The following is an 18,457-nucleotide window of genomic DNA, read 5'->3' as shown; positions in this document are numbered from 1 at the left end:
AGCTCCATCTGTTCCTTCAAGAGATGCGAGCCATTCGGCTTCAGTTCCTACAAACCCATTAGCTACTGCGACTTCATATGCGGAGTCGCCATCAGCACCGTCTGCACCTGGGGCACCATCTAATCCATTGGCTCCATCAGCACCTTCAAGAGATGCGAGCCATTCTGCTTCAGTTCCTACAAATCCATTGGCTACCGCGACTTCATATGCGGAGTCGCCATCAGCACCGTCTGCACCGTCTGCACCGTCCGCTCCATCTGTTCCTTCAAGAGATGCGAGCCATTCGGCTTCAGTTCCTACAAACCCATTAGCTACTGCGACTTCATATGCGGAGTCGCCATCAGCACCGTCTGCACCTGGGGCACCATCTAATCCATTGGCTCCATCAGCACCTTCAAGAGATGCGAGCCATTCGGCTTCAGTTCCTACAAATCCATTGGCTACCGCGACTTCATATGCGGAGTCGCCATCAGCACCGTCTGCACCATCTAATCCATTGGCTCCATCAGCACCTTCAAGAGATGCGAGCCATTCGGCTTCAGTTCCTACAAACCCATTAGCTACTGCTACTTCATATGCGGAGTCGCCATCAGCACCGTCTGCACCATCAGCACCATCTAATCCATTGGCTCCATCAGCACCTTCAAGAGATGCGAGCCATTCGGTTTCAGTTCCTACAAACCCATTGGCTACTGCGACTTCATATGCGGAGTCGCCATCAGCGCCGTCTGCACCGTCCGCTCCATCTGTTCCTTCAAGAGATGCGAGCCATTCGGTTTCAGTTCCTACAAACCCATTAGCTGCTGCTACTTCATATGCGGAGTCGCCATCAGCACCTGGGGTTCCAACAGGTCCTTGAGGTCCTACATCTCCTTGGTCACCCTTTGGACCTTGAGGCCCCGTGGAAGTAGGGAGAGTCACAGTATTTCCATCGGAAATGGAAAGCTGGTCACCGACAATAGATAAATTTTGAAGTTCATTCGTCACTGATCCGTCAACTATGGCACTATTCCCAAAATCATCATTTATGGTAAAGGTTCCATTTCCATTATCTACAATTTGAGTACGCCTGGCATCAAAGTTTAGACTAATTCCTGCGGCATTGGTAAATGTAAAAGTCCCGTTTCCGTTGTCTAGAAGGTCATTATTTGCATTAAAGGTAACTGCGGTACCGTCTTCAGAGGTGTAAGTAAAAGTGCCATTCCCATTGTCGGTAAGTGTGGTAATGGTTTGTAAGTTTTGTACAATTTCTTCGAGGTCTAAGGCAATGAAATCGCCATTTTCATCAAAATAACCTATCGTACCATCTTCATTCAAAACTAGGCTCCCTTGCATCTTCATACGGATATCCTCCAGTTCTGCGTCTACTACGGCAAGTTGATCTTCGATATTGTCGAGGTTATCTGAATCCAATACTCGATTCCAACTCCCATCTCGCCAGAAATAGAAGCCGGGCTCAATAGTTTCACTTTGAGTGATGTTGAAAACCAAAAGGCCATCCACAGGTCCTCCAGGAAGCAATGCCGCATCCTCTGGGGAATTAAGTGAGAGTCTTGGGATCAGAATCCCAAGATTGGAAGATTCAATATGCAGAATAGTAGATGGATGGGGATTTTCTGTCCCAATCCCTACCTGCGCATGGGCTACACCGACAAATAGCGCCAAGAAACTTACAAGTAATACCTTTTTCATAACCTCTATATTTACTAAACTTTTAATGCGTTGATTTTGACCGTGAAGACGGCTTTTTGTGGTTTAATCTTTCTTAATTACTTGGATCCAACCCTTAAATGACTGAGTACTTCCATCTTCTTCTACTACATCTAAGATGTAGAAGTAGGTGCCTGCCACAAGCCCTTCTGCTTCCCAGTTGTTCGAATAATTATCTTCTTCAAGGATGCTATCCCCCCAACGCGAGAAAATAGTAAGCTTGTTAGAGACAAATTTTTTGAGTCCCTTTATTTCAAATTGATCATTGAATCCATCAGAATTTGGTGTGATGACATTTGGAATGAAGAATGATTTCACCTCATTTTCATCTGTATCTAGGTTGTCAATAGGATCTTCATCTGGTTCAAAAGAGCTTACCTCAGCCACATTGATGATTCGGCCTGGATCAGCTGCCCTTACTCGCAGTGTAAAAGTGGCCTCATCGCCGCCGATAAACTCGGGGATACGGATGATAACAGACTGGCCGACGACCTCTACGTCAAACTCAAGTAGGCCAAAAATCGATTCTCCTTCTACGCTCACAAACTCAAGCTCTCTAGGAAGGTTATCAACCAGAACCACGTCTGTGGCCGCAACTTGGCTATTGTTTTGAAGGGTGATTTGATAGTCAAATTGATCGCCCTCCCAAATGGAAAGGTCGAATGAGGTTTTTGTTAGCCCCAAATTAGTAAACCCAGTGAGGACCCCTAATGTATAAACAGAAGTGCCACTAAGCGTGACAGCCGAGCTTACAAGTTGTCCTGGTAAATCTATTTCTCCACCTTCACTGACCCATTGAGAATCAGTTTCGTCCCATCTTACAATCCCAATTTTGTTGAGATCTCCTAGGATAAAAGGAGGAGTGGTTACATCACGCCAAGAGAGAGTTAGGCTTAAGTCGCGTTTACTTTCCTCAAGATTTTCTAGTTCCCAATATTCAGCATCATCTACTAAAACAACGTTTAGGGCCGTTTGATCTCTAGGATAAAGGTTGCCTGGATCTTCTAAAAAATATCGAGCAGTGACATTCAATTTATTCCCCGCCGGAATTGGAGAAGCAAAAAGAATCCGACGAAATGCTGCGTCTCCTGTAGGAAAAAGAAGCTCCCTCTCTATGGCCGCACCAACTTTTCCATCTACAAAGCTTTCATCAGAGGAATTCTCAGAATTTGCACCCACTGCAAAACCAAAAATATCGTCAGCTGAAGAGGCCCTAACTACCCCTGCCTGAAAGTCGGCTAAGCCAGATACCTGCAGATCATTGGAAAGGATGAAGTCGGAATTGTTGCTTAATAATAGATTCCGAGTGTTGATCTGTGAAGAGCCTGTTAAACTTTGGCCACTAAGCCCTTCTAATCGAAGCAGTCCGGTTTCTTCGGACTGGCTAAAAGTAAACTCTCCTTCATTGGCTACATCAGACAAGAATATTACAGTCCCATCGTTTATAAATGAGGCATTAGTACGATTTTCAAATGGAAGAGCAGACCAAATAATTGCTCCTTCCTTGACGGATAGTTTACCCGTATTGACGAATTGTGCAAAAACAGTTTGGCCGCAGCACAAAAGTCCTACAAAAACCGGTAAACACTGATATAATAAGCTTCGAGTCATTTTGGGTAAAATTGTAATTCTATATGGGTAAAATTTAAGCTAGGATCTTTCACCTTCGGCATAAATTATTCCATTAGTCCTTCCGATTTAATACAAAGCCCTTTTACAAATAATATAAGTATCTGTTGATCTGTATTTTATGAATAAATGAAGCTAAAATTAAGGGAGATTTAGCTTATTTTTTTTAATTATAAATTGGGGTTTAGACAAAAAAAGAACATAAAACTGTATTTCAAAATCTTTTTTTTGAATTCAAACCAAATAGCCAATGCAAAATTTTGCTTGACCTAGCGGCAAAAATAAAAGCTATTACAGAAAAAATGGTTTAAAAAAAAACAAAAAAAATTATGTAAAGCTTGGTATAATTTAACCAAATGACCGATTCGGTGAGATTTCGGTAGAGCGAGTGATGCTCTTAGATCGTGTAGTGTTTTAATCACCACTCTGAAATCAGTAGTTCCGATTCAACCCGAAATCTTTCCCCATAAACTCCTTCTGGAAGTCCTTTGCCGCAGCCGATAATCATGCAGATTTCGGATCCTTTGGGAAGGTTTAGAAGATTCGATACTCGTTTGGAGTCATAGCCTTCCATCGGGCAAGTGTCATAGCCGGAGGCTTTCATTCCCAGCATAAAAGTCATGGAGGCCAAAGCAGCGGATTTATGAACAGAGATTCGTACATCAGTTTCGCTGACTTCACGGACCATCGGTCTCCTTAAACCTACCCACCAAGCAATAATTTTTTTGATCATTGTCCAGCCAGGGTAGCGGGCATATAATTTGGGGATCAAGTTTCCATAATAACTCAATGCCTGTTTTTGTTTCTTTTCAGATTGGTTTTGAACCGTGGTTTTGATGTAATTGTAATTGGCCACAGCTCTTGATTTCCATAAGTCTCTGCGGGTTACCACTACGACTAACTCTCTGGCAGTGACTGCTGCCTTTTGGCGCATGCATAGGTTGGCTAGTGGAGTTTTAAGGGAAGAGGATTCCGGGATACGGATAAATTGATAGAGTTGTAGATTGGAGCTGTTTGGAGAGAGGATAGCTGCTTCCAAGCATTTTTTGACTATTTGGTGATCGAATGGGCTTTCTTGATCAAAAATTCTCACCGACCTTCTTGCCTCTACAGTTTCAAAAAAACCTAACTCTTTAAGTAATTCCATCAATTAACTATATTTTTTATTCAAACAACAAAAATTTATGTTGATTGATTATTTTGAAACAAATTTAGAAAGAATTACCAACTACCATTTAAATGATTTTTGAATTAATTAGGCTACAATTCTTAAAGAGTGTTCGATCTACCTCTTTTGCCAAGAGTTTATTGATCACCATATTTCTGGCTTTTCTGGCGTTACTCTTACTCAGTTACATATTGATGGCAGGGATTTTCTTACAAAGAATCCTTGGAGTATTAGCAGAAGGACAAGATCCATTAGAGGTACTTTGTTCAGGGCTGATCTTTTTCTTTTTGACGGAGTTTATGTATCGTTATTTCCTGCAAAATCTCCCAGTAATCGAACTAGAAAGCCTCTTACATTTGCCCATAGGTAAAAGGAAGATTATACACATGCTACTGGTGAGATCATTTATTTCACCTATCAGTGTGATCGCTTTATTACTATTTCTGCCATTTGGGATTCAGGTGATTTTGCCAACTATGGGGATGGCTTCTTTAATTTTCTGGATCGGTAATATCTTGATGATCAGTTGGTCGCTTCATTGGTTTATGCTTTGGTTTAAGCAGCGTTTTGAAGATAGCCTGATAGGAGTATTTATAGTCTTCGCTGTTTTATTACTTGGTGCAGGCTCCACCTATATGGGGTGGTTTAACCTTGGGGATATGGTGTCGCCATTTTTCACTTGGTCACTTACGAGTGTGGTTCCATTGCTAATTACTACCATCTTATGTGTGTGGCTCTATTACATAGCCTATAAATTTTATCTAAACAATGCTTACCTAGAAGATTTATCCAAAGAGGAGGAAGTTAAATTCGCCAATAAAAGCTTTGGTTTCTTTTCAAGGTTTGGCTTGGCAGGGGAGATGGCAAATCTTGAATGGAAATTAATTATTCGTCATAAGAAGAGTAGGACATTTTTAATGCTCAGTGCTTTCTTTTTGCTGTACGGAATGATTTTCTATGATAATCCCCAATATCAGACAGAGGGCGGAGGCTTTAGCTTCATTTTTATTTTTGTGGGAATATTTATCACAGGGATATTTATGATTCAATACGGACAGTTGTTTTTAAGCTGGAACTCGGGAAATTTTGATTTTTTCGTCAATCAAGAGGATGGAATAGCGGCTCTGATCCGAGGCAAGTATTTGTTGCTCATCGCCGTATCTTGCCTTAGTTTCTTGTTGTCAGTGCCCTATGTGTATTTTGGTTGGAAGTTTTTACTGATCCATTTGGCTACATGGCTTTTCAATGCAGGAGTGTTGATTCATTTAATTGTCTATTTAGCCTTGTGGAAACCCAAACCAATGGATTTAAATAAAGGAGCCATGTTCAATTACGAAGGAATGGGAGCTGCTCAGTTTTTGATGGTCATACCTATGATGTTAGCACCATACGCAGTATATCTGCCTTTTGCTTTGTGGGTCAATGAATATGCAGGCCTAGCTGCCCTGGCTACCATTGGAATCATTGGAATTCTTTCATTTAAAAAATTATCCCAAATCAATATTAATCGAGTGCTTTCCAATAGATACGAGATTTCATCTTCATTCCGTCAAGAGTTATGATTCAAGTAAAAGACCTTAAAAAACAATATAAAGAAGCGGTTGTCCTGGATGTTCCAAGTTTAGAAATTCCTAAGTCGGAATGCTTTGGATTGGTAGGTAATAATGGAGCCGGAAAAACTACCTTGTTTAGGATCATGCTGGACCTGGTTCGGGCCACTACAGGAAATGTGACGATTGACGAAGAGGATGTGAGCAAAAGTGAAGCTTGGAAAAGTTTGACAGGTGCCTATTTAGATGAGCATACGCTTATGGCCTACCTAACTCCAGATGAATACTTTGAGACGCTAAGAAAAATTTATGGAATGTCGGAGGTCGATCTCCAAAACCACTTAGCCAAATTCACGGATCTGTTTAATGAAGAAATCATTGGAAAAAAGAAATACATCCGGGATTTGTCCAAAGGAAATTTGAAGAAGGTAGGAATAGCTGCTGCTTTGATGGGAAATCCTCAATATGTGTTTTTGGATGAACCCTTTGAAAACCTGGACCCGAGTTCGCAAATCCGATTAAAGAAATTGGTGCTTCAGGAAAAGGAAAACTCTCAAGTGACATTCCTGATTTCCAGTCATGATTTGAACCATGTGACGGAAATTTGCGATCGCATCGTCTTGTTGGAAAAGGGAAAAATCATCAATGATCTGAGGGATAAATCAGCGATGATGTCTGAATTAAAAGCGTATTTCACAGGTTGATTTAGAATACATGTCCTAAAAGAAAGCCCCTTAGGAACATCCTGAGGGGCTTTTCTGTAAGCCTATCCCATACTCTCTATTAAGGATAGCAATTCAACCTTTATTCAACTTTAACTAGTGCCAACCGCCACCAAGTGCTTGATATATATTCACTTTGGCATGCATTTGTTTCATTTTAGTTTCTATCAGATCAAATCTTGATTCTAAGGCATCTCTCTGTGTCAATAACACTTCCATGTAATCAGCTCTTGCTGATTTAAACAGGTCATTGGAAATATCTACAGATTGAGTCAATGCAAGTACTTGTTGCGTTTTCAAATCATAGGTTTTTTCTAAGTTGTTAATGTTGGAAAGCTGATTTGCTACTTCGATGTATGCATTCAAAATCGTTTGCTCGTAATTATAAATCGCCTGAATCTGCATGGCATTGGCAGTGAGGTACCTGGCTTTGATCGCATTTCGATTGATCAATGGAGCTACCAACTCACCCGCGAGCGAATAGATCAGGGATTGAGGAGTAGTGAATAAATAAGAGGGATTGAATGCATTAAAACCTAATCCAGCAGAAATCTCCAATTTAGGATAGAAGTCTGCTTTGGCCACTTGAATGTCAATCTTCGATGCTGTCAATTCAAGCTCTGCTTGTCTGATATCCGGTCTGTTTTGTAATAACTGGGAAGGAATCCCTGAATGAACCATTTCAGGGACTAAGTCCGTGAATATACGGTGATCTCTTTCCACTCTTTGAGGGAATCTACCTACCAAGAAATTGATCCGATTTTCAGTTTCTATAATTTGCTGCTGAATTTCGTATTGAAGACTTTTGGTGTCTAGCACTTGTGCTTCAAATCGTTTTACTGCGAGTTCGGTGACTCTCGCAGCATTTTTCTGATACTTGACAATTTCCAAGGCATTGTTTTGGATCTCGATGTTCTGTTGAACAATCTCCAATTGATTATCCAACGCCAGTAGTTCGTAGTAAGAATTGGCAATTTCAGCGATCAAGTTGGTAACCATGAAATTTTTACCCTCTACACTACCTAGATATCGAGTCAAGGCTGATTTTTTCGCATTTCTCAGCTTTTTCCAAATATCCACTTCCCAGGTAGCAAATGCACCGACCACATAATCTTGCAACGGATCTGGCATTTCTTCCCCAGGTTTGATTTCAGTATTGGCATCATTGGCGCCTTGACTGGTGTACCGACCCACTTTATCCACACCTGCACCTACTCCGATATTCACAGAGGGTAAAATTTCACCCTTTCGGATACGGACTTCATTTTGAGCAATCTGTATCTCTTGCAAGGTAATATTCAACTCCTGATTGTTGCTCAGAGCCGTATCAATCAGTGTTCGAAGGTATGGATCGGAAAAATATTCTCTCCAATCCAAAGTAGCGGTATTCGTGGTGTCCTGAGAGCCATTAAAGCTTTCTGGAACTGTATCATTTATGGCTTTTTCGGCCAATTCTGGAGTCTTACAAGAGGTCACCGCAAAGGAAAGGCTTGCTACTCCAAGACTTATATAAAGGATTTTTTTAAGCATGTTTGTGGTGAGTTTGTTCGGATAATGGACTTTCGTCTTCATTCTTAATTAAATGACGGCCATCTGCTAAAGACCCGAAAATGTAATAAAGGCCAGGGACAATGATTACCCCGAATATGGTACCGAATAGCATTCCTCCCATGGCAGAAGCACCGATGGTTCTGTTTCCAATTGCACCTGCTCCGGTTGCTAGTATCAATGGAACCAATCCAGCAATAAAGGCAAAGGAAGTCATGAGGATAGGTCTAAATCGAACCTTAGCACCTTCTATTGCTGCCGCAAGGATGGTCGCACCTTCCTGTCTCTTTTGTACAGCAAATTCCACAATCAATACCGCGTTTTTACCCAACAGCCCCACTAACATGATCAAACCAATCTGGGCATAAATATCATTGTCAAGTCCCATCATCTTCAGCAAGAAGAAGGATCCAAAAACCCCGACAGGTAAAGAGAAGACTACCGCAAGTGGAATGATAAAGCTTTCGTATTGTGCTGCTAACACGAAGTAAACGAACACCAAAACGATGATAAATACATAGAGTGCTTCATTACCTCTGCTAGCTTCATCATAAGACAAGCCTTCCCATGCAATATCATATCCTCTCGGTAATGTTTCAGTGGCCACTTCACGAATGGCTTGAATGGCATCAGCCGTAGTATAGCCTGGAGCCGGAAGACCTCTGATTGCCGCAGAGTTATACATGTTGAAACGGGTAACCTCATTAGGACCTTGTGTTTTCTTCATCGTCATGAAGGCAGAATAAGGCACCATTTCGCCCGCTTCATTTTTAACAAAGAGATTCAGAACATCAGAAGGTAATCGTCTGAAACTTGGATCAGATTGCACATAGACTTTGAAGAATCGGCCAAATCGGATAAAACCTTGTTCATAGGTACTTCCAATCAGAATGTTTAAGTTCTCCATGGCCTTACCAATGGATACCCCTTTCTGCATGGCTTTATTATTGTCTATCTCCAGTTCATATTGTGGATAGTTGGCCGCGAAGAAAGTAAATAGACCAGTGATCTCTTTACGTTCTCTAAGGTGATCCATGAAGTCTTTGTTGATCTTATCAAACTCCTGATAATCTGTATTGGTAGTTTGATCCAATAATCTCATGGAGAAACCGCCAGATGAACCGAAACCCGGAATTGCTGGTGGTTCGAAGAACTCTACAATTGCTCCAAGCCCCTTAGATTCTTCTTCTAGTTCTTCCATGATTTCTTTCACCGTGTGCTTACGCTCACCCCAAGGCTTCAAGTTGATCAAACAAGTACCAGCGTTGGATCCACGGCCCTCAGTCATGATCTCGTATCCTGCCAATGAAGAAACAGATTCCACTCCATCAATTTCCTCGCAAATCTTTTGAAGCTTTTGGGAAACCTGATTGGTTCTTTCCAAAGTTGCTCCTGGAGGTGTCTGGATAATTGCATAGATGGTTCCCTGGTCTTCACTAGGAATAAATCCTGCTGGAAGAATCTGGTTTTCGAAGAAAATTCCAGCTCCGAATAGTAGAAGGATTCCAAAGGTTAACCACCTTCTACTCACCATGGATTTCAATAGTCCAACATATTTACCTGTCAGCTTATCGAAAACGCTGTTAAAGCTATCCAGTGATTTGGTCAGGAAGTTCTGCTTTCTTTCATGTCCATGGTGATTTTTGAGCAACATGGCGCAAAGTACAGGAGTCAAGGTCAAGGCTATGACCGCTGAAATCACAATGGAACTAGCCATAGTGATAGAGAACTGTCGATAGAAGGTGCCTACTGGACCAGACATGAAGGATATAGGAAGGAATACTGAAACCATAACCGCTGTAATGGCGATGATGGCTCCACTGATTTCTCCCAATACTCTTTTTACCGCTTGGTATGGAGTCAGGTGTGGGAAATCCTCCATTTTGGCGTGGACAGCTTCCACCACTACGATCGCATCATCGACCACAATTCCTATCGCCAACACCAGTGCAAATAAAGTGACCAAATTGATCGAGAGACCAAAGAATTGGATCACAAAGAAAGCTCCAACAAGCGAAACCGGTACAGCTAGAATAGGAATTAAAGTAGACCTCCAATCCCCTAAGAAAATAAATACAACGAGGGCTACGAGAATGAATGCGTCGCGTAATGTATGAACTACCTGTTCGATAGATGCATCTAGGAATTGAGAAACGTCATAACTGATTTGATAATCCATTCCTGGAGGGAAGGATTCTTTCATGACTTCCAGTCTTGCTTTCACTTCAGCGATTACATCACTAGCATTACTACCATAGTTTTGCTTCAATACAATAGCCGCGGAAGGATGACCGTCTAGGTTGGAATAAATATCAAAGAATTCACTTCCTAACTCAGTTCTAGCGATGTCTTTGAGTTTGATGCTTTCACCATCAGGATTTGCCCGGATGATGATGTTATCGTATTGTTCAGAGGTATTGAAACGACCCTTGTAGGTCAAAACATATTCAAGAGACTGGGCTGCGATACCGGAACTTTGACCGATTCTTCCGGGGCGTCCTACGATACTTTGCTCTTGCATCGCTTCCATGACATCTTCTACAGAAAGGTTGTAGGCACGCATACGGTCTGGATTTAACCATACCCGCATGGCATAAGTTCTACTGCCCAAAATTTGAGACCTTGCTACCCCTTTGATCCGGTTGATTTCCGGAATCATATTCACGTTTGCATAGTTGTACAAGAATTTTTCATCCATGCTTTCACTCGTCGAGAAAAGGTTGACGTACATCAACATACTTGGCTGGATAGGGGTGATAATCACACCTTCTCTTTGTACCAATTCTGGTAAGAGAGGCATAACCTGATCCACTCTGGTCTTGACTCGTATGACGGCCTGATTGGGGTCGGTGCCTGGTTCGAAGATTACGTTAATGGTTGCCTCACCCGCACTAGTTGCATCTGTGGCCATGTATCGCATACCTTGTACCCCGTTGATGGAGTTTTCAAGCGTAATAAGCGTGGACTTTACCAGCACGTCGGCACTGGAACCTGGATAGGCGATAAATATACTTACCGTTGTTGGAGCGATTTCCGGAAACTGGGAAATAGGCATCTGCTTCATGGCCAGAGAACCTACAAACACAATGATAATGGAGATTACAATCGCTAAAACTGGTCTTTTTATGAATTTTGTAAACATCAGTTTGTTGTTTTAGGATTGGAATTACTCGGCATACAGATCCAGACTCGAAATCACTGATTTCGGCTCTAGAAAATCATACTGGATTTCTTCGTTTTCTTTTACTAGTCGAAGACCTTCCAATAGTATTTTATCTGTAGGCTCTAATCCTCCTACTACTGCGTAAATGTGTGGTAACTCTGCAGAGATTTCGATTTCTCTAGAGTGGATTACATGATCTTCATCAATGACAAATACATACTTCTTATCCAACACTTCGAAGGTTGCCTTTTGAGGGATTAATAAGGTATTTTCGAGAGGGATTGTCATTTGGATGTTTCCAGTTTCCCCATGTCTTAACAAAGCATCAGGATTCGGAAAAGTCGCTCTAAAAGCGATGTTACCAGTTTCATTGTTGAAATCCGCTTCAATAGTTTCCACTACTCCTGGGTATTCAAACATTTTGTGATTGGCCATTTGGAAGGCCACTTGCACTTTTTCATTGGATTTGACCTGAGCTTTATAATCTAGGTATTCCGCTTCAGGCACGTTGTAATAAATCCACATTTTACTGTTGTCAGAGAAGTTGGTCAATAACTCTCCTTCTTCTAGCAGACTACCTTCCCTTACCAGGAACTTGTCAATAATTCCGTCAAAAGGAGCTCTGATTTCAGTAAACTGTAAATGGGTTTCTGCCAATAGTCGTTCGGCATTGGCTTTGTCAACTTTTGCTTTGGCCATGGCCAATTCATTGGGTGCAACAATATTTCTATCTGCCAAAGATTTGGTGTTTTCATATTCAATTCTCGCAAATTCAGCTTCTGCTTTTGCTCTTGCTAGCTCTGCCTCGTAGACATTCGGCATGATTTTGAAAAGCAAGGTGCCTTTTTTAACGAACTGACCTTCATCTACATAGATTTTTTGTAAGTAGCCTCTTTCTAGGGCTCTAAGCTCAATGTGCTGGATCGCATGGACCTGAGACACATATTGCTTGGTGATAGTTGTGTCCATGGGTAATGGACTGGTTACCTGAAAGGTGGTTTCTGCTTCATGGTGCTCCTCTCCGTGAGAGTTACAGCCTGTATGGAATAGTAATGCACACAAGCCTGCGAGCATGATAATTCTCGATTTCATAAAATAGATGTTAAACGGTATTTATTCTTGAATTTTAGAAACGTGTAAAGAATTGATACACGGGATTGCGTCCTTCATTTTGGAAATTGAAGCAACACAAGAAGGGTAGGGTAAGAAGAGCTATGGATTATATAGCCTACTTAAAAAGTAGTATCATATAGTAAACACCTGGTTGATGAGGTGCACCCTATAGGACGATATATGGTAGAAATGCTTACTAAGGAATAAGCGTCTTTGAATAAACCGGAATAAAAATCCGAGAATTAGGGTGCAAAAAATAGCAATAAAGTAATTGCTGTTTTCTACATACTTTTTAAATGAAAAAAGGATGTCATCTTCCTCCTCGATTTCAGTAGGATCTAACTTGATTTTACCGGACTCGTGAGTTTGAATGATTGGGACTTGGTCGGAGTTGCTTTGGGCTATGTGAGAATTTTCTAACCCCGAAAAATTTTCTTCCTGAACATACTGATGACCCTCCTCCATTTCATGGGCGTATAGTTGACTATACCCGCTTGAAAGTAGGATGCAAAATGAAAGTACAATTCTTGTAATCAACTTTGTCATCAGGGTGCGAAATAAAAAAAGTTTTTCTCTCAGTCAAGAAAACTTCAGTTAAATCCTGTTAACGACTCAACTGTTCCTCTCAATTCAATACAAAAATTAAAAGGCTTTTGAATCAATGGTACTAAATCAAATTTTATTTTGGTTTGGTGCCATGCTTAACATTTTTTTATAAAATTATATATTTTATTGAGAATCTTCAAATTATTTCGGTCAATTATTTTTGTTTTTTTATTTGACGAGGCGAGTAATGTAGTTTTTGCTTTGCTAGAAAAGGTTTTTACTTCATCTATAACAAGTCATTTTACCAATATGAAAAAGAAGAATGATCCCTATCTCAAATTAGCTGATTTTGTAAACCACTTTTAAGATTAAAAAAAAGTGGTTTACAAATGAGCGTTATATAGTGATTCCATAAAAAAAATCATCACGTTTATATAATTAGCAGTAAATGAATAGGATAGATTGTTAAATTGAAGATTCTGTAAATGCCAATAAATCGTGAACAATAAACCCTTATTTCTAATTTTTTGTATGGTGCTAGCCTCCTTTCAGGTGATGGCACAAAATACGTACAATCTTGTCGTGGAAGGCTTTGACTGGGGTCCGGCGGTGAACAAAGTGATTTTGTCCAAAGGCAGCACTGATTTAAGTGTAGATCCATCAGTTTACCAGGTTTATGCTACAAGAAGTTCTGAACTTTCAGAAAGTCCTATTAATCCTTCTGGAGGAGAAAGGACAGTACTATCTGCTTATCCTTCGGATGCTCAAGGAAACAGGCAGGAAGATGGAAATTATGTGACCCTGAACCTGGCAGTAGCTCCTACAATTCGTGTGAGTTCACCCTTTCAATACATGCGTGGTCATGGCAACGTCTGGGTAGACTATCAATTGTTAATTACCAATACAGAGACCTTGGAAATCTGGAATAAAGAAAGTGACCGGATCATGCCTTTGATCGATGAATTTGATTTGGATGGTAAATTCACTCATTCCAATGTTGAACTCACCTATGCTTCATTTACACCGGAAACGGACCAAGAGAAGGTTCCATTGATTATTTGGTTACATGGTGGAGGAGAAGGAGGAACAGATACCACGATTCCTTTGCTAGGGAATCGGGCCGCCAATTATGCCTCACCCGAAATTCAACAATATTTTGATGGAGCCTACGTGTTAGTACCACAAACACCTACTCGATGGATGGATAGCGGAGATGGTTCTACTAGTGGTCAGGTAGATGATATTTATTTTAAAGCTTTGAAGGCCTTATTTGATGATTTTGTGGCAAAAAATCCCAATGTAGATATAGATCGGATTTATGTCGGGGGATGTAGCAATGGAGGATATATGAGTTTAAAACTGATCTTGGAATACCCTGATTACTTTGCCGGAGGATATATAAGTGCCTTGGCCTACAGGGCGGCCTATTTATCAGATGACCAAGCTAAAAGTATCAAAAATGTACCGATCTGGTTTGTGCACTCCAAAGATGATTCGACCACTGTCGCGGATCAGACTGTATTACCAGTGTATGATAAACTAATCAAAGCTGGAGCAAAAGATGTTCACTTGACTTTTTATGAACATGTGGTAGATATCACAGGCTTATTAGGAGGAGAGGATTACCATTATCCGGGGCACTGGTCATGGATTTATTCACATGCTAATTTGAGTCAAACTGATTTTGACGGAAGCCCTGTAAAAGTAAATGGAGTTCCAGTGACTATTATGCAGTGGCTTTCTTCCCAATCAAATTAGCCATCAGTAAGTAAGAGAAGTTAAGGATTTATAGAGGCTGCTAAGACCCTTGCGATTTCAACTTGGAGTAAGAGAACCAGTTAGAAAAGCGGTTTAGGCAGCTTCTTTTTTTTAAATTAGTCTAGATTCCTTCCTTTTACACATTGGATTATACATCAGGAGTTAGAAAAATAAGTAGGAGATATGTTGTTGATCATGGTCATGGGACTTCCCGGTTCCGGGAAAAGCTATTTTGCATCTAAGCTGTCAGCACAGCTCAAGGCAGTCCATTTGGAAAATGATGTGATCCGAAAAGAACTTCATAAAATGGGGAGCTATTCGAAAGAGGATAAAATGGAGGTGTATCGAGAATTGTGCCGACGCACGGAAGCGTTAGTCCTAGAAGAGAAATCGGTGGTAGTGGATGCTACCTTTCAATTGAAGGAATATCGAGAGTTGATTTATCAACTTTCATCCAGGTATGAAGTTCCTTTGAGCACCATTTTGGTGGAAGCAAATGAATCATTGGTGAAAAAAAGGCTGAAAAAACCAAGAAAAACTAGTGAGGCAAACTATGAGGTGTATTTGAAACTGAAAAAAGATTTTGATCCTGTTCGTCCGCCTTTCCTTTCTGTAACTTCTGGAGAATCAAATCTGGATAAGATGCTTCAGCAGGCGATGGACTATATTAACCCTGACCAATGAATTCTTCCGAAATAAAAAGTTTATTCCGGTCCGGAAATTTTAAAGGGCAGCTCCTAAAGGGAAAATTGGTAGAGACTCATATTTCTTGGGTCATCCTATCCGGGGACCGTGCTTTTAAAATCAAGAAACCCGTTCACTTGTCTTTTGTTGATTTCTCCAGTTTGGAAAAGCGGCGGTATTACTGTGAGCAGGAAGTGTACCTGAATGCAAGGTTTACTGATATCTACTTGGGGGTGGAACCAGTTTATTTTGAAGAAGGCCATTGGTCCATTGGAGGGGAAAAAGGATTGCCTCGGGATTTCGCTGTGGTGATGAAGAGAATGGATGAGGATATGCGGATGGATCGACTTTTGGAGAAAGCAGAGGTGTCTTCAGAAGCCATAGAAAAATTAGCCCATCAGGTGGCGAGTTTCCACAAAAAAGCCCGAGTGATCCATCGGTCTTTTGACTTACAAAAATCGAAAGAGACCTTCAATGATATTTTGAGTATAAAAAAAGTATTGGAAGAGCTCCCTAATTATGAGGAACTCAAAGAGCAATTACATAGGGCAGTTAGGTTGAGCGACTTGTTTTTGACGAGCAACTCAAAACTCCTAGAAAAGAGATCTACAGAAGGGTTTGTAAGAGATGTTCATGGGGATTTGCATGGAGGGAATGTATTTTTGATGGAAAATCCTGTACTTTTTGATTGCATAGAATTTAAAGAAGACTTCAGACAGATCGATGTGTTGTATGAAGTGGCTTTCCTTTGTATGGATTTGGAAAGTTGGGGACGAGAAGATTTGTCGAGGATTTTTTTGACTACCTATTTTGAGCAACAAGGGGAGACCGTTTCTGAACAAGAAGAAAAATTGTTCAATTATTACAAGTGTTTAAGAGCCAATATTCGAGCAAAAGTTTTCGCCATCGAGATTTCCCAGGCAAGAGAGAAAAAGGATAAGAAGCTCTACCTAAATGCCTTTAATAAGTATTTTTCATTGTTTGTTAGCTATTTGGATCAGCTCGAAGGTTGAAAAAATTGGGCAGGGTGGTAGCGTTAAACAAATAAATGGGGGCATCAACAAAAAAGCCTTCAGAAAAGATCTGAAGGCTTTTTGTGGAGCTGGCGAGATTCGAACTCGCGTCCAGATAAGGAAACACCGTACCGTCTACATGCTTAGTCACCTGTTAGGTTTTCGACCGAAATATGCTGGATGACACACCTTGTTCCGGCTTAGCTATTGATCTTAGACTTGCTTAATAGCATCACAAGCCGCAACCTGATCAAGTCGACACCTCAAATCCGTCCGGACCAGATAACGGACGGTGAGATGTGGCTGGGGAATTACTCTAGTAACTCAACCCTTTAAGCGATCTATCCTAAGAGGGTAGATTAGGCAGCCATGGCGTAAGAATTTTCGCCAATTATAGTTCGTATGAATCTTTCAAGGCCGTACATACTCCAGCCTGCATGCGAGCCCGATCTTTACACTTACTGTCAATACCGGTCAGCCCCATTTGATAAGGATGACAAAAGTAATAGATTTTTGGTTCCAAGAGTACATAGTTTTTTGTTTCTCCTCCTCCAATTGGGCTTTTTTAAAATTCTTGAATTGGAAATCAATATTTTATCAGAAATTGTCGCAGATCACATACATTTAGGCTTCCCGAATATGGAGTTTTTTATATCTTGCGGTGATGGAAAACTTCGTCGTTTCGGCAAGAAAATACAGACCAGCAGATTTCAAGAGTGTGGTTGGGCAGCAGCACATTACCACGACTCTTCAAAATGCGATTAAAAACAATCACTTAGCTCAGGCTTTCCTATTTTGTGGACCTCGTGGTGTAGGTAAAACTACCTGTGCCCGGATTTTGGCTAAAACCATTAACTGCGAAAATCGGCAAGCAGATCAGGAAGCATGCGGGGAATGTGAATCCTGTGTTTCTTTCAAAAATAACAGTTCTTTTAATATCTATGAGCTGGATGCAGCATCCAATAACTCGGTAGATGATATTAGAAACCTGGTGGACCAAGTGCGCTATGCGCCTCAAAAAGGTCAATACAAGGTATATATTATTGATGAGGTTCATATGCTTTCCAATCAGGCCTTCAATGCCTTTCTGAAAACTTTGGAAGAGCCTCCGAAATATGCGATTTTCATTCTTGCTACTACAGAGAAGCATAAGATCATCCCGACGATACTTTCCCGATGCCAGATTTTTGATTTCAACAGAATTCAGATCAAACATATTGCTGAGCATCTAAAATACATTGCAGAGAAGGAACAGGTAGACTACGAAGAGGAAGCCTTGAGATTGATAGCCACCAAAGCGGATGGTGCGCTCCGTGATGCCTTATCTATTTTTGATTTGATCGTCACCTATTCTGCGGGCAAGAAAGTCACCTATCTGGAAACCATCGACAATCTTCATATCCTTGATTACGATTACTATTTCAAAGTAGTAGATGCCTTGATTGAGGAAGATTTATCCAAGGCATTGTTGATATTCGATGAGATCCTGAAGAAAGGCTTTGATGGTCATAATTTCATTGTTGGCCTCTGTGAGCATTTTAGAGATTTGTTGGTGGCAAAGGATCCCGCTACCGTGGAATTAATCCAGGTTTCTGAAAGTGCAAAAGAAAGATACTTACAACAGACGGGAGCAACTTCCGTATCCTTTTTGTTGTCAGCTCTAAATATTGCCAACCAATGCGATATCAATTATAAGACCTCCAAAAATCAACGCCTCCATGTAGAACTGGCATTGATGAAAATGGCCAAACTGCCTCAGGTCTTCAAATTAGCAACTCTGGCTGCCGAGGAATCAAAAAAAAAAGTCTGAGTAAATCAGAGTCTAAAGCAGCTCCTTCCGATTCAAATTCTAC

12 protein-coding genes, 1 other RNA gene and 1 pseudogene are annotated in these 18,457 nt (G+C 40.9%); 6 read left to right on the top strand and 8 right to left on the bottom strand.

Translation table 11 applies throughout. The features are described from left to right. The 3 genes and pseudogenes from JYB62_RS10440 to JYB62_RS10430 all read right to left on the bottom strand — a co-directional run. A pseudogene (locus JYB62_RS10440) lies at positions 1-1,692 on the bottom strand (hypothetical protein); the annotation flags it as partial. A gap of 63 nt (positions 1,693-1,755) precedes the next feature. Then, complete coding sequence (locus JYB62_RS10435; RefSeq protein WP_205645310.1) at positions 1,756-3,321, bottom strand: T9SS type B sorting domain-containing protein; 1,566 nt, start codon at positions 3,319-3,321, stop codon at positions 1,756-1,758. A gap of 436 nt (positions 3,322-3,757) precedes the next feature. Then, the gene (locus tag JYB62_RS10430; RefSeq protein ID WP_205645309.1) at positions 3,758-4,486 is read right to left on the bottom strand and encodes a nitroreductase family protein; all 729 of its coding nucleotides are present in this window, start codon (positions 4,484-4,486) and stop codon (positions 3,758-3,760) included. Between the two features lie 92 nt (positions 4,487-4,578). On the opposite strand from JYB62_RS10430, the gene JYB62_RS10425 reads away from it, so the two are divergent. Continuing rightward, the gene (locus tag JYB62_RS10425; protein ID WP_205645308.1) at positions 4,579-6,069 is read left to right on the top strand and encodes a DUF5687 family protein; all 1,491 of its coding nucleotides are present in this window, start codon (positions 4,579-4,581) and stop codon (positions 6,067-6,069) included. Then, positions 6,066-6,761, top strand: coding sequence for an ABC transporter ATP-binding protein (locus JYB62_RS10420; RefSeq protein WP_205645307.1), 696 nt, complete (start codon positions 6,066-6,068; stop codon positions 6,759-6,761). The genes JYB62_RS10425 and JYB62_RS10420 overlap by 4 nt, the downstream gene beginning before the upstream one ends. 114 nt (positions 6,762-6,875) lie before the next feature. On the opposite strand, the gene JYB62_RS10415 is transcribed toward JYB62_RS10420, so the two are convergent. From JYB62_RS10415 to JYB62_RS10400, 4 genes are all read right to left on the bottom strand, one after another. After that, positions 6,876-8,309 (bottom strand): TolC family protein, encoded by a 1,434-nt coding sequence (locus JYB62_RS10415; RefSeq protein ID WP_205645306.1) that lies wholly within the window; start codon positions 8,307-8,309, stop codon positions 6,876-6,878. Further along, the gene (locus JYB62_RS10410) at positions 8,302-11,469 is read right to left on the bottom strand and encodes an efflux RND transporter permease subunit (RefSeq protein WP_205645305.1); all 3,168 of its coding nucleotides are present in this window, start codon (positions 11,467-11,469) and stop codon (positions 8,302-8,304) included. The genes JYB62_RS10415 and JYB62_RS10410 overlap by 8 nt, the downstream gene beginning before the upstream one ends. 24 nt (positions 11,470-11,493) lie before the next feature. Next, entirely contained in the window at positions 11,494-12,582 is a 1,089-nt protein-coding gene (locus JYB62_RS10405; protein ID WP_205645304.1) for an efflux RND transporter periplasmic adaptor subunit, read from the bottom strand. A 153-nt stretch (positions 12,583-12,735) separates the two neighbouring features. Continuing rightward, a complete protein-coding gene (locus JYB62_RS10400) occupies positions 12,736-13,149 on the bottom strand; it encodes a hypothetical protein (protein WP_205645303.1) in 414 nt (137 codons plus the stop codon). Positions 13,150-13,647: 498 nt separating this feature from the next. Between JYB62_RS10400 and JYB62_RS10395 the strand changes: the two genes are divergently transcribed. The 3 genes from JYB62_RS10395 (at position 13,648) to JYB62_RS10385 (ending at position 16,604) form a co-directional block, all read left to right on the top strand. Continuing rightward, complete coding sequence (locus JYB62_RS10395) at positions 13,648-14,907, top strand: prolyl oligopeptidase family serine peptidase (protein WP_205645302.1); 1,260 nt, start codon at positions 13,648-13,650, stop codon at positions 14,905-14,907. Positions 14,908-15,090: 183 nt separating this feature from the next. Continuing rightward, on the top strand, positions 15,091-15,591 hold the full coding sequence (locus JYB62_RS10390) for an AAA family ATPase (RefSeq protein WP_205645301.1): 501 nt from the start codon (positions 15,091-15,093) through the stop codon (positions 15,589-15,591). Beyond that, on the top strand, positions 15,588-16,604 hold the full coding sequence (locus tag JYB62_RS10385) for a phosphotransferase (RefSeq protein WP_205645300.1): 1,017 nt from the start codon (positions 15,588-15,590) through the stop codon (positions 16,602-16,604). The genes JYB62_RS10390 and JYB62_RS10385 overlap by 4 nt, the downstream gene beginning before the upstream one ends. Before the next feature lie 81 nt (positions 16,605-16,685). On the opposite strand, the gene ssrA is transcribed toward JYB62_RS10385, so the two are convergent. After that, positions 16,686-17,086, bottom strand: a transfer-messenger RNA (tmRNA) gene (gene ssrA / locus JYB62_RS10380). Between the two features lie 182 nt (positions 17,087-17,268). Between ssrA and JYB62_RS10375 the strand changes: the two genes are divergently transcribed. Further along, the gene (locus tag JYB62_RS10375) at positions 17,269-18,414 is read left to right on the top strand and encodes a DNA polymerase III subunit gamma/tau (RefSeq protein WP_074222884.1); all 1,146 of its coding nucleotides are present in this window, start codon (positions 17,269-17,271) and stop codon (positions 18,412-18,414) included. The last annotated feature ends 43 nt before the right edge of the window (positions 18,415-18,457 follow it).

It is taken from the genome of Algoriphagus lutimaris, assembly GCF_017051705.1.
Taxonomy (GTDB): domain Bacteria; phylum Bacteroidota; class Bacteroidia; order Cytophagales; family Cyclobacteriaceae; genus Algoriphagus; species Algoriphagus lutimaris.
The sequence above is the reverse complement of the archived record's forward strand: the minus strand, read 5'-3'. Positions and strand labels throughout refer to the sequence as shown.

What these genes read in the sequence shown, in the direction of transcription:
- JYB62_RS10405 (WP_205645304.1), bottom strand. Translation starts at nt 12,582, where the DNA reads ATGAAATCGAGAATTATCATGCTCGCAGGCTTGTGTGCATTACTATTC.
- JYB62_RS10430 (WP_205645309.1), bottom strand. Translation starts at nt 4,486, where the DNA reads ATGGAATTACTTAAAGAGTTAGGTTTTTTTGAAACTGTAGAGGCAAGA.
- JYB62_RS10425 (WP_205645308.1), top strand. Translation starts at nt 4,579, where the DNA reads ATGATTTTTGAATTAATTAGGCTACAATTCTTAAAGAGTGTTCGATCT.
- JYB62_RS10435 (WP_205645310.1), bottom strand. Translation starts at nt 3,321, where the DNA reads ATGACTCGAAGCTTATTATATCAGTGTTTACCGGTTTTTGTAGGACTT.
- JYB62_RS10415 (WP_205645306.1), bottom strand. Translation starts at nt 8,309, where the DNA reads ATGCTTAAAAAAATCCTTTATATAAGTCTTGGAGTAGCAAGCCTTTCC.
- JYB62_RS10390 (WP_205645301.1), top strand. Translation starts at nt 15,091, where the DNA reads ATGTTGTTGATCATGGTCATGGGACTTCCCGGTTCCGGGAAAAGCTAT.
- JYB62_RS10375 (WP_074222884.1), top strand. Translation starts at nt 17,269, where the DNA reads ATGGAAAACTTCGTCGTTTCGGCAAGAAAATACAGACCAGCAGATTTC.
- JYB62_RS10420 (WP_205645307.1), top strand. Translation starts at nt 6,066, where the DNA reads ATGATTCAAGTAAAAGACCTTAAAAAACAATATAAAGAAGCGGTTGTC.
- JYB62_RS10400 (WP_205645303.1), bottom strand. Translation starts at nt 13,149, where the DNA reads ATGACAAAGTTGATTACAAGAATTGTACTTTCATTTTGCATCCTACTT.
- JYB62_RS10385 (WP_205645300.1), top strand. Translation starts at nt 15,588, where the DNA reads ATGAATTCTTCCGAAATAAAAAGTTTATTCCGGTCCGGAAATTTTAAA.
- JYB62_RS10410 (WP_205645305.1), bottom strand. Translation starts at nt 11,469, where the DNA reads ATGTTTACAAAATTCATAAAAAGACCAGTTTTAGCGATTGTAATCTCC.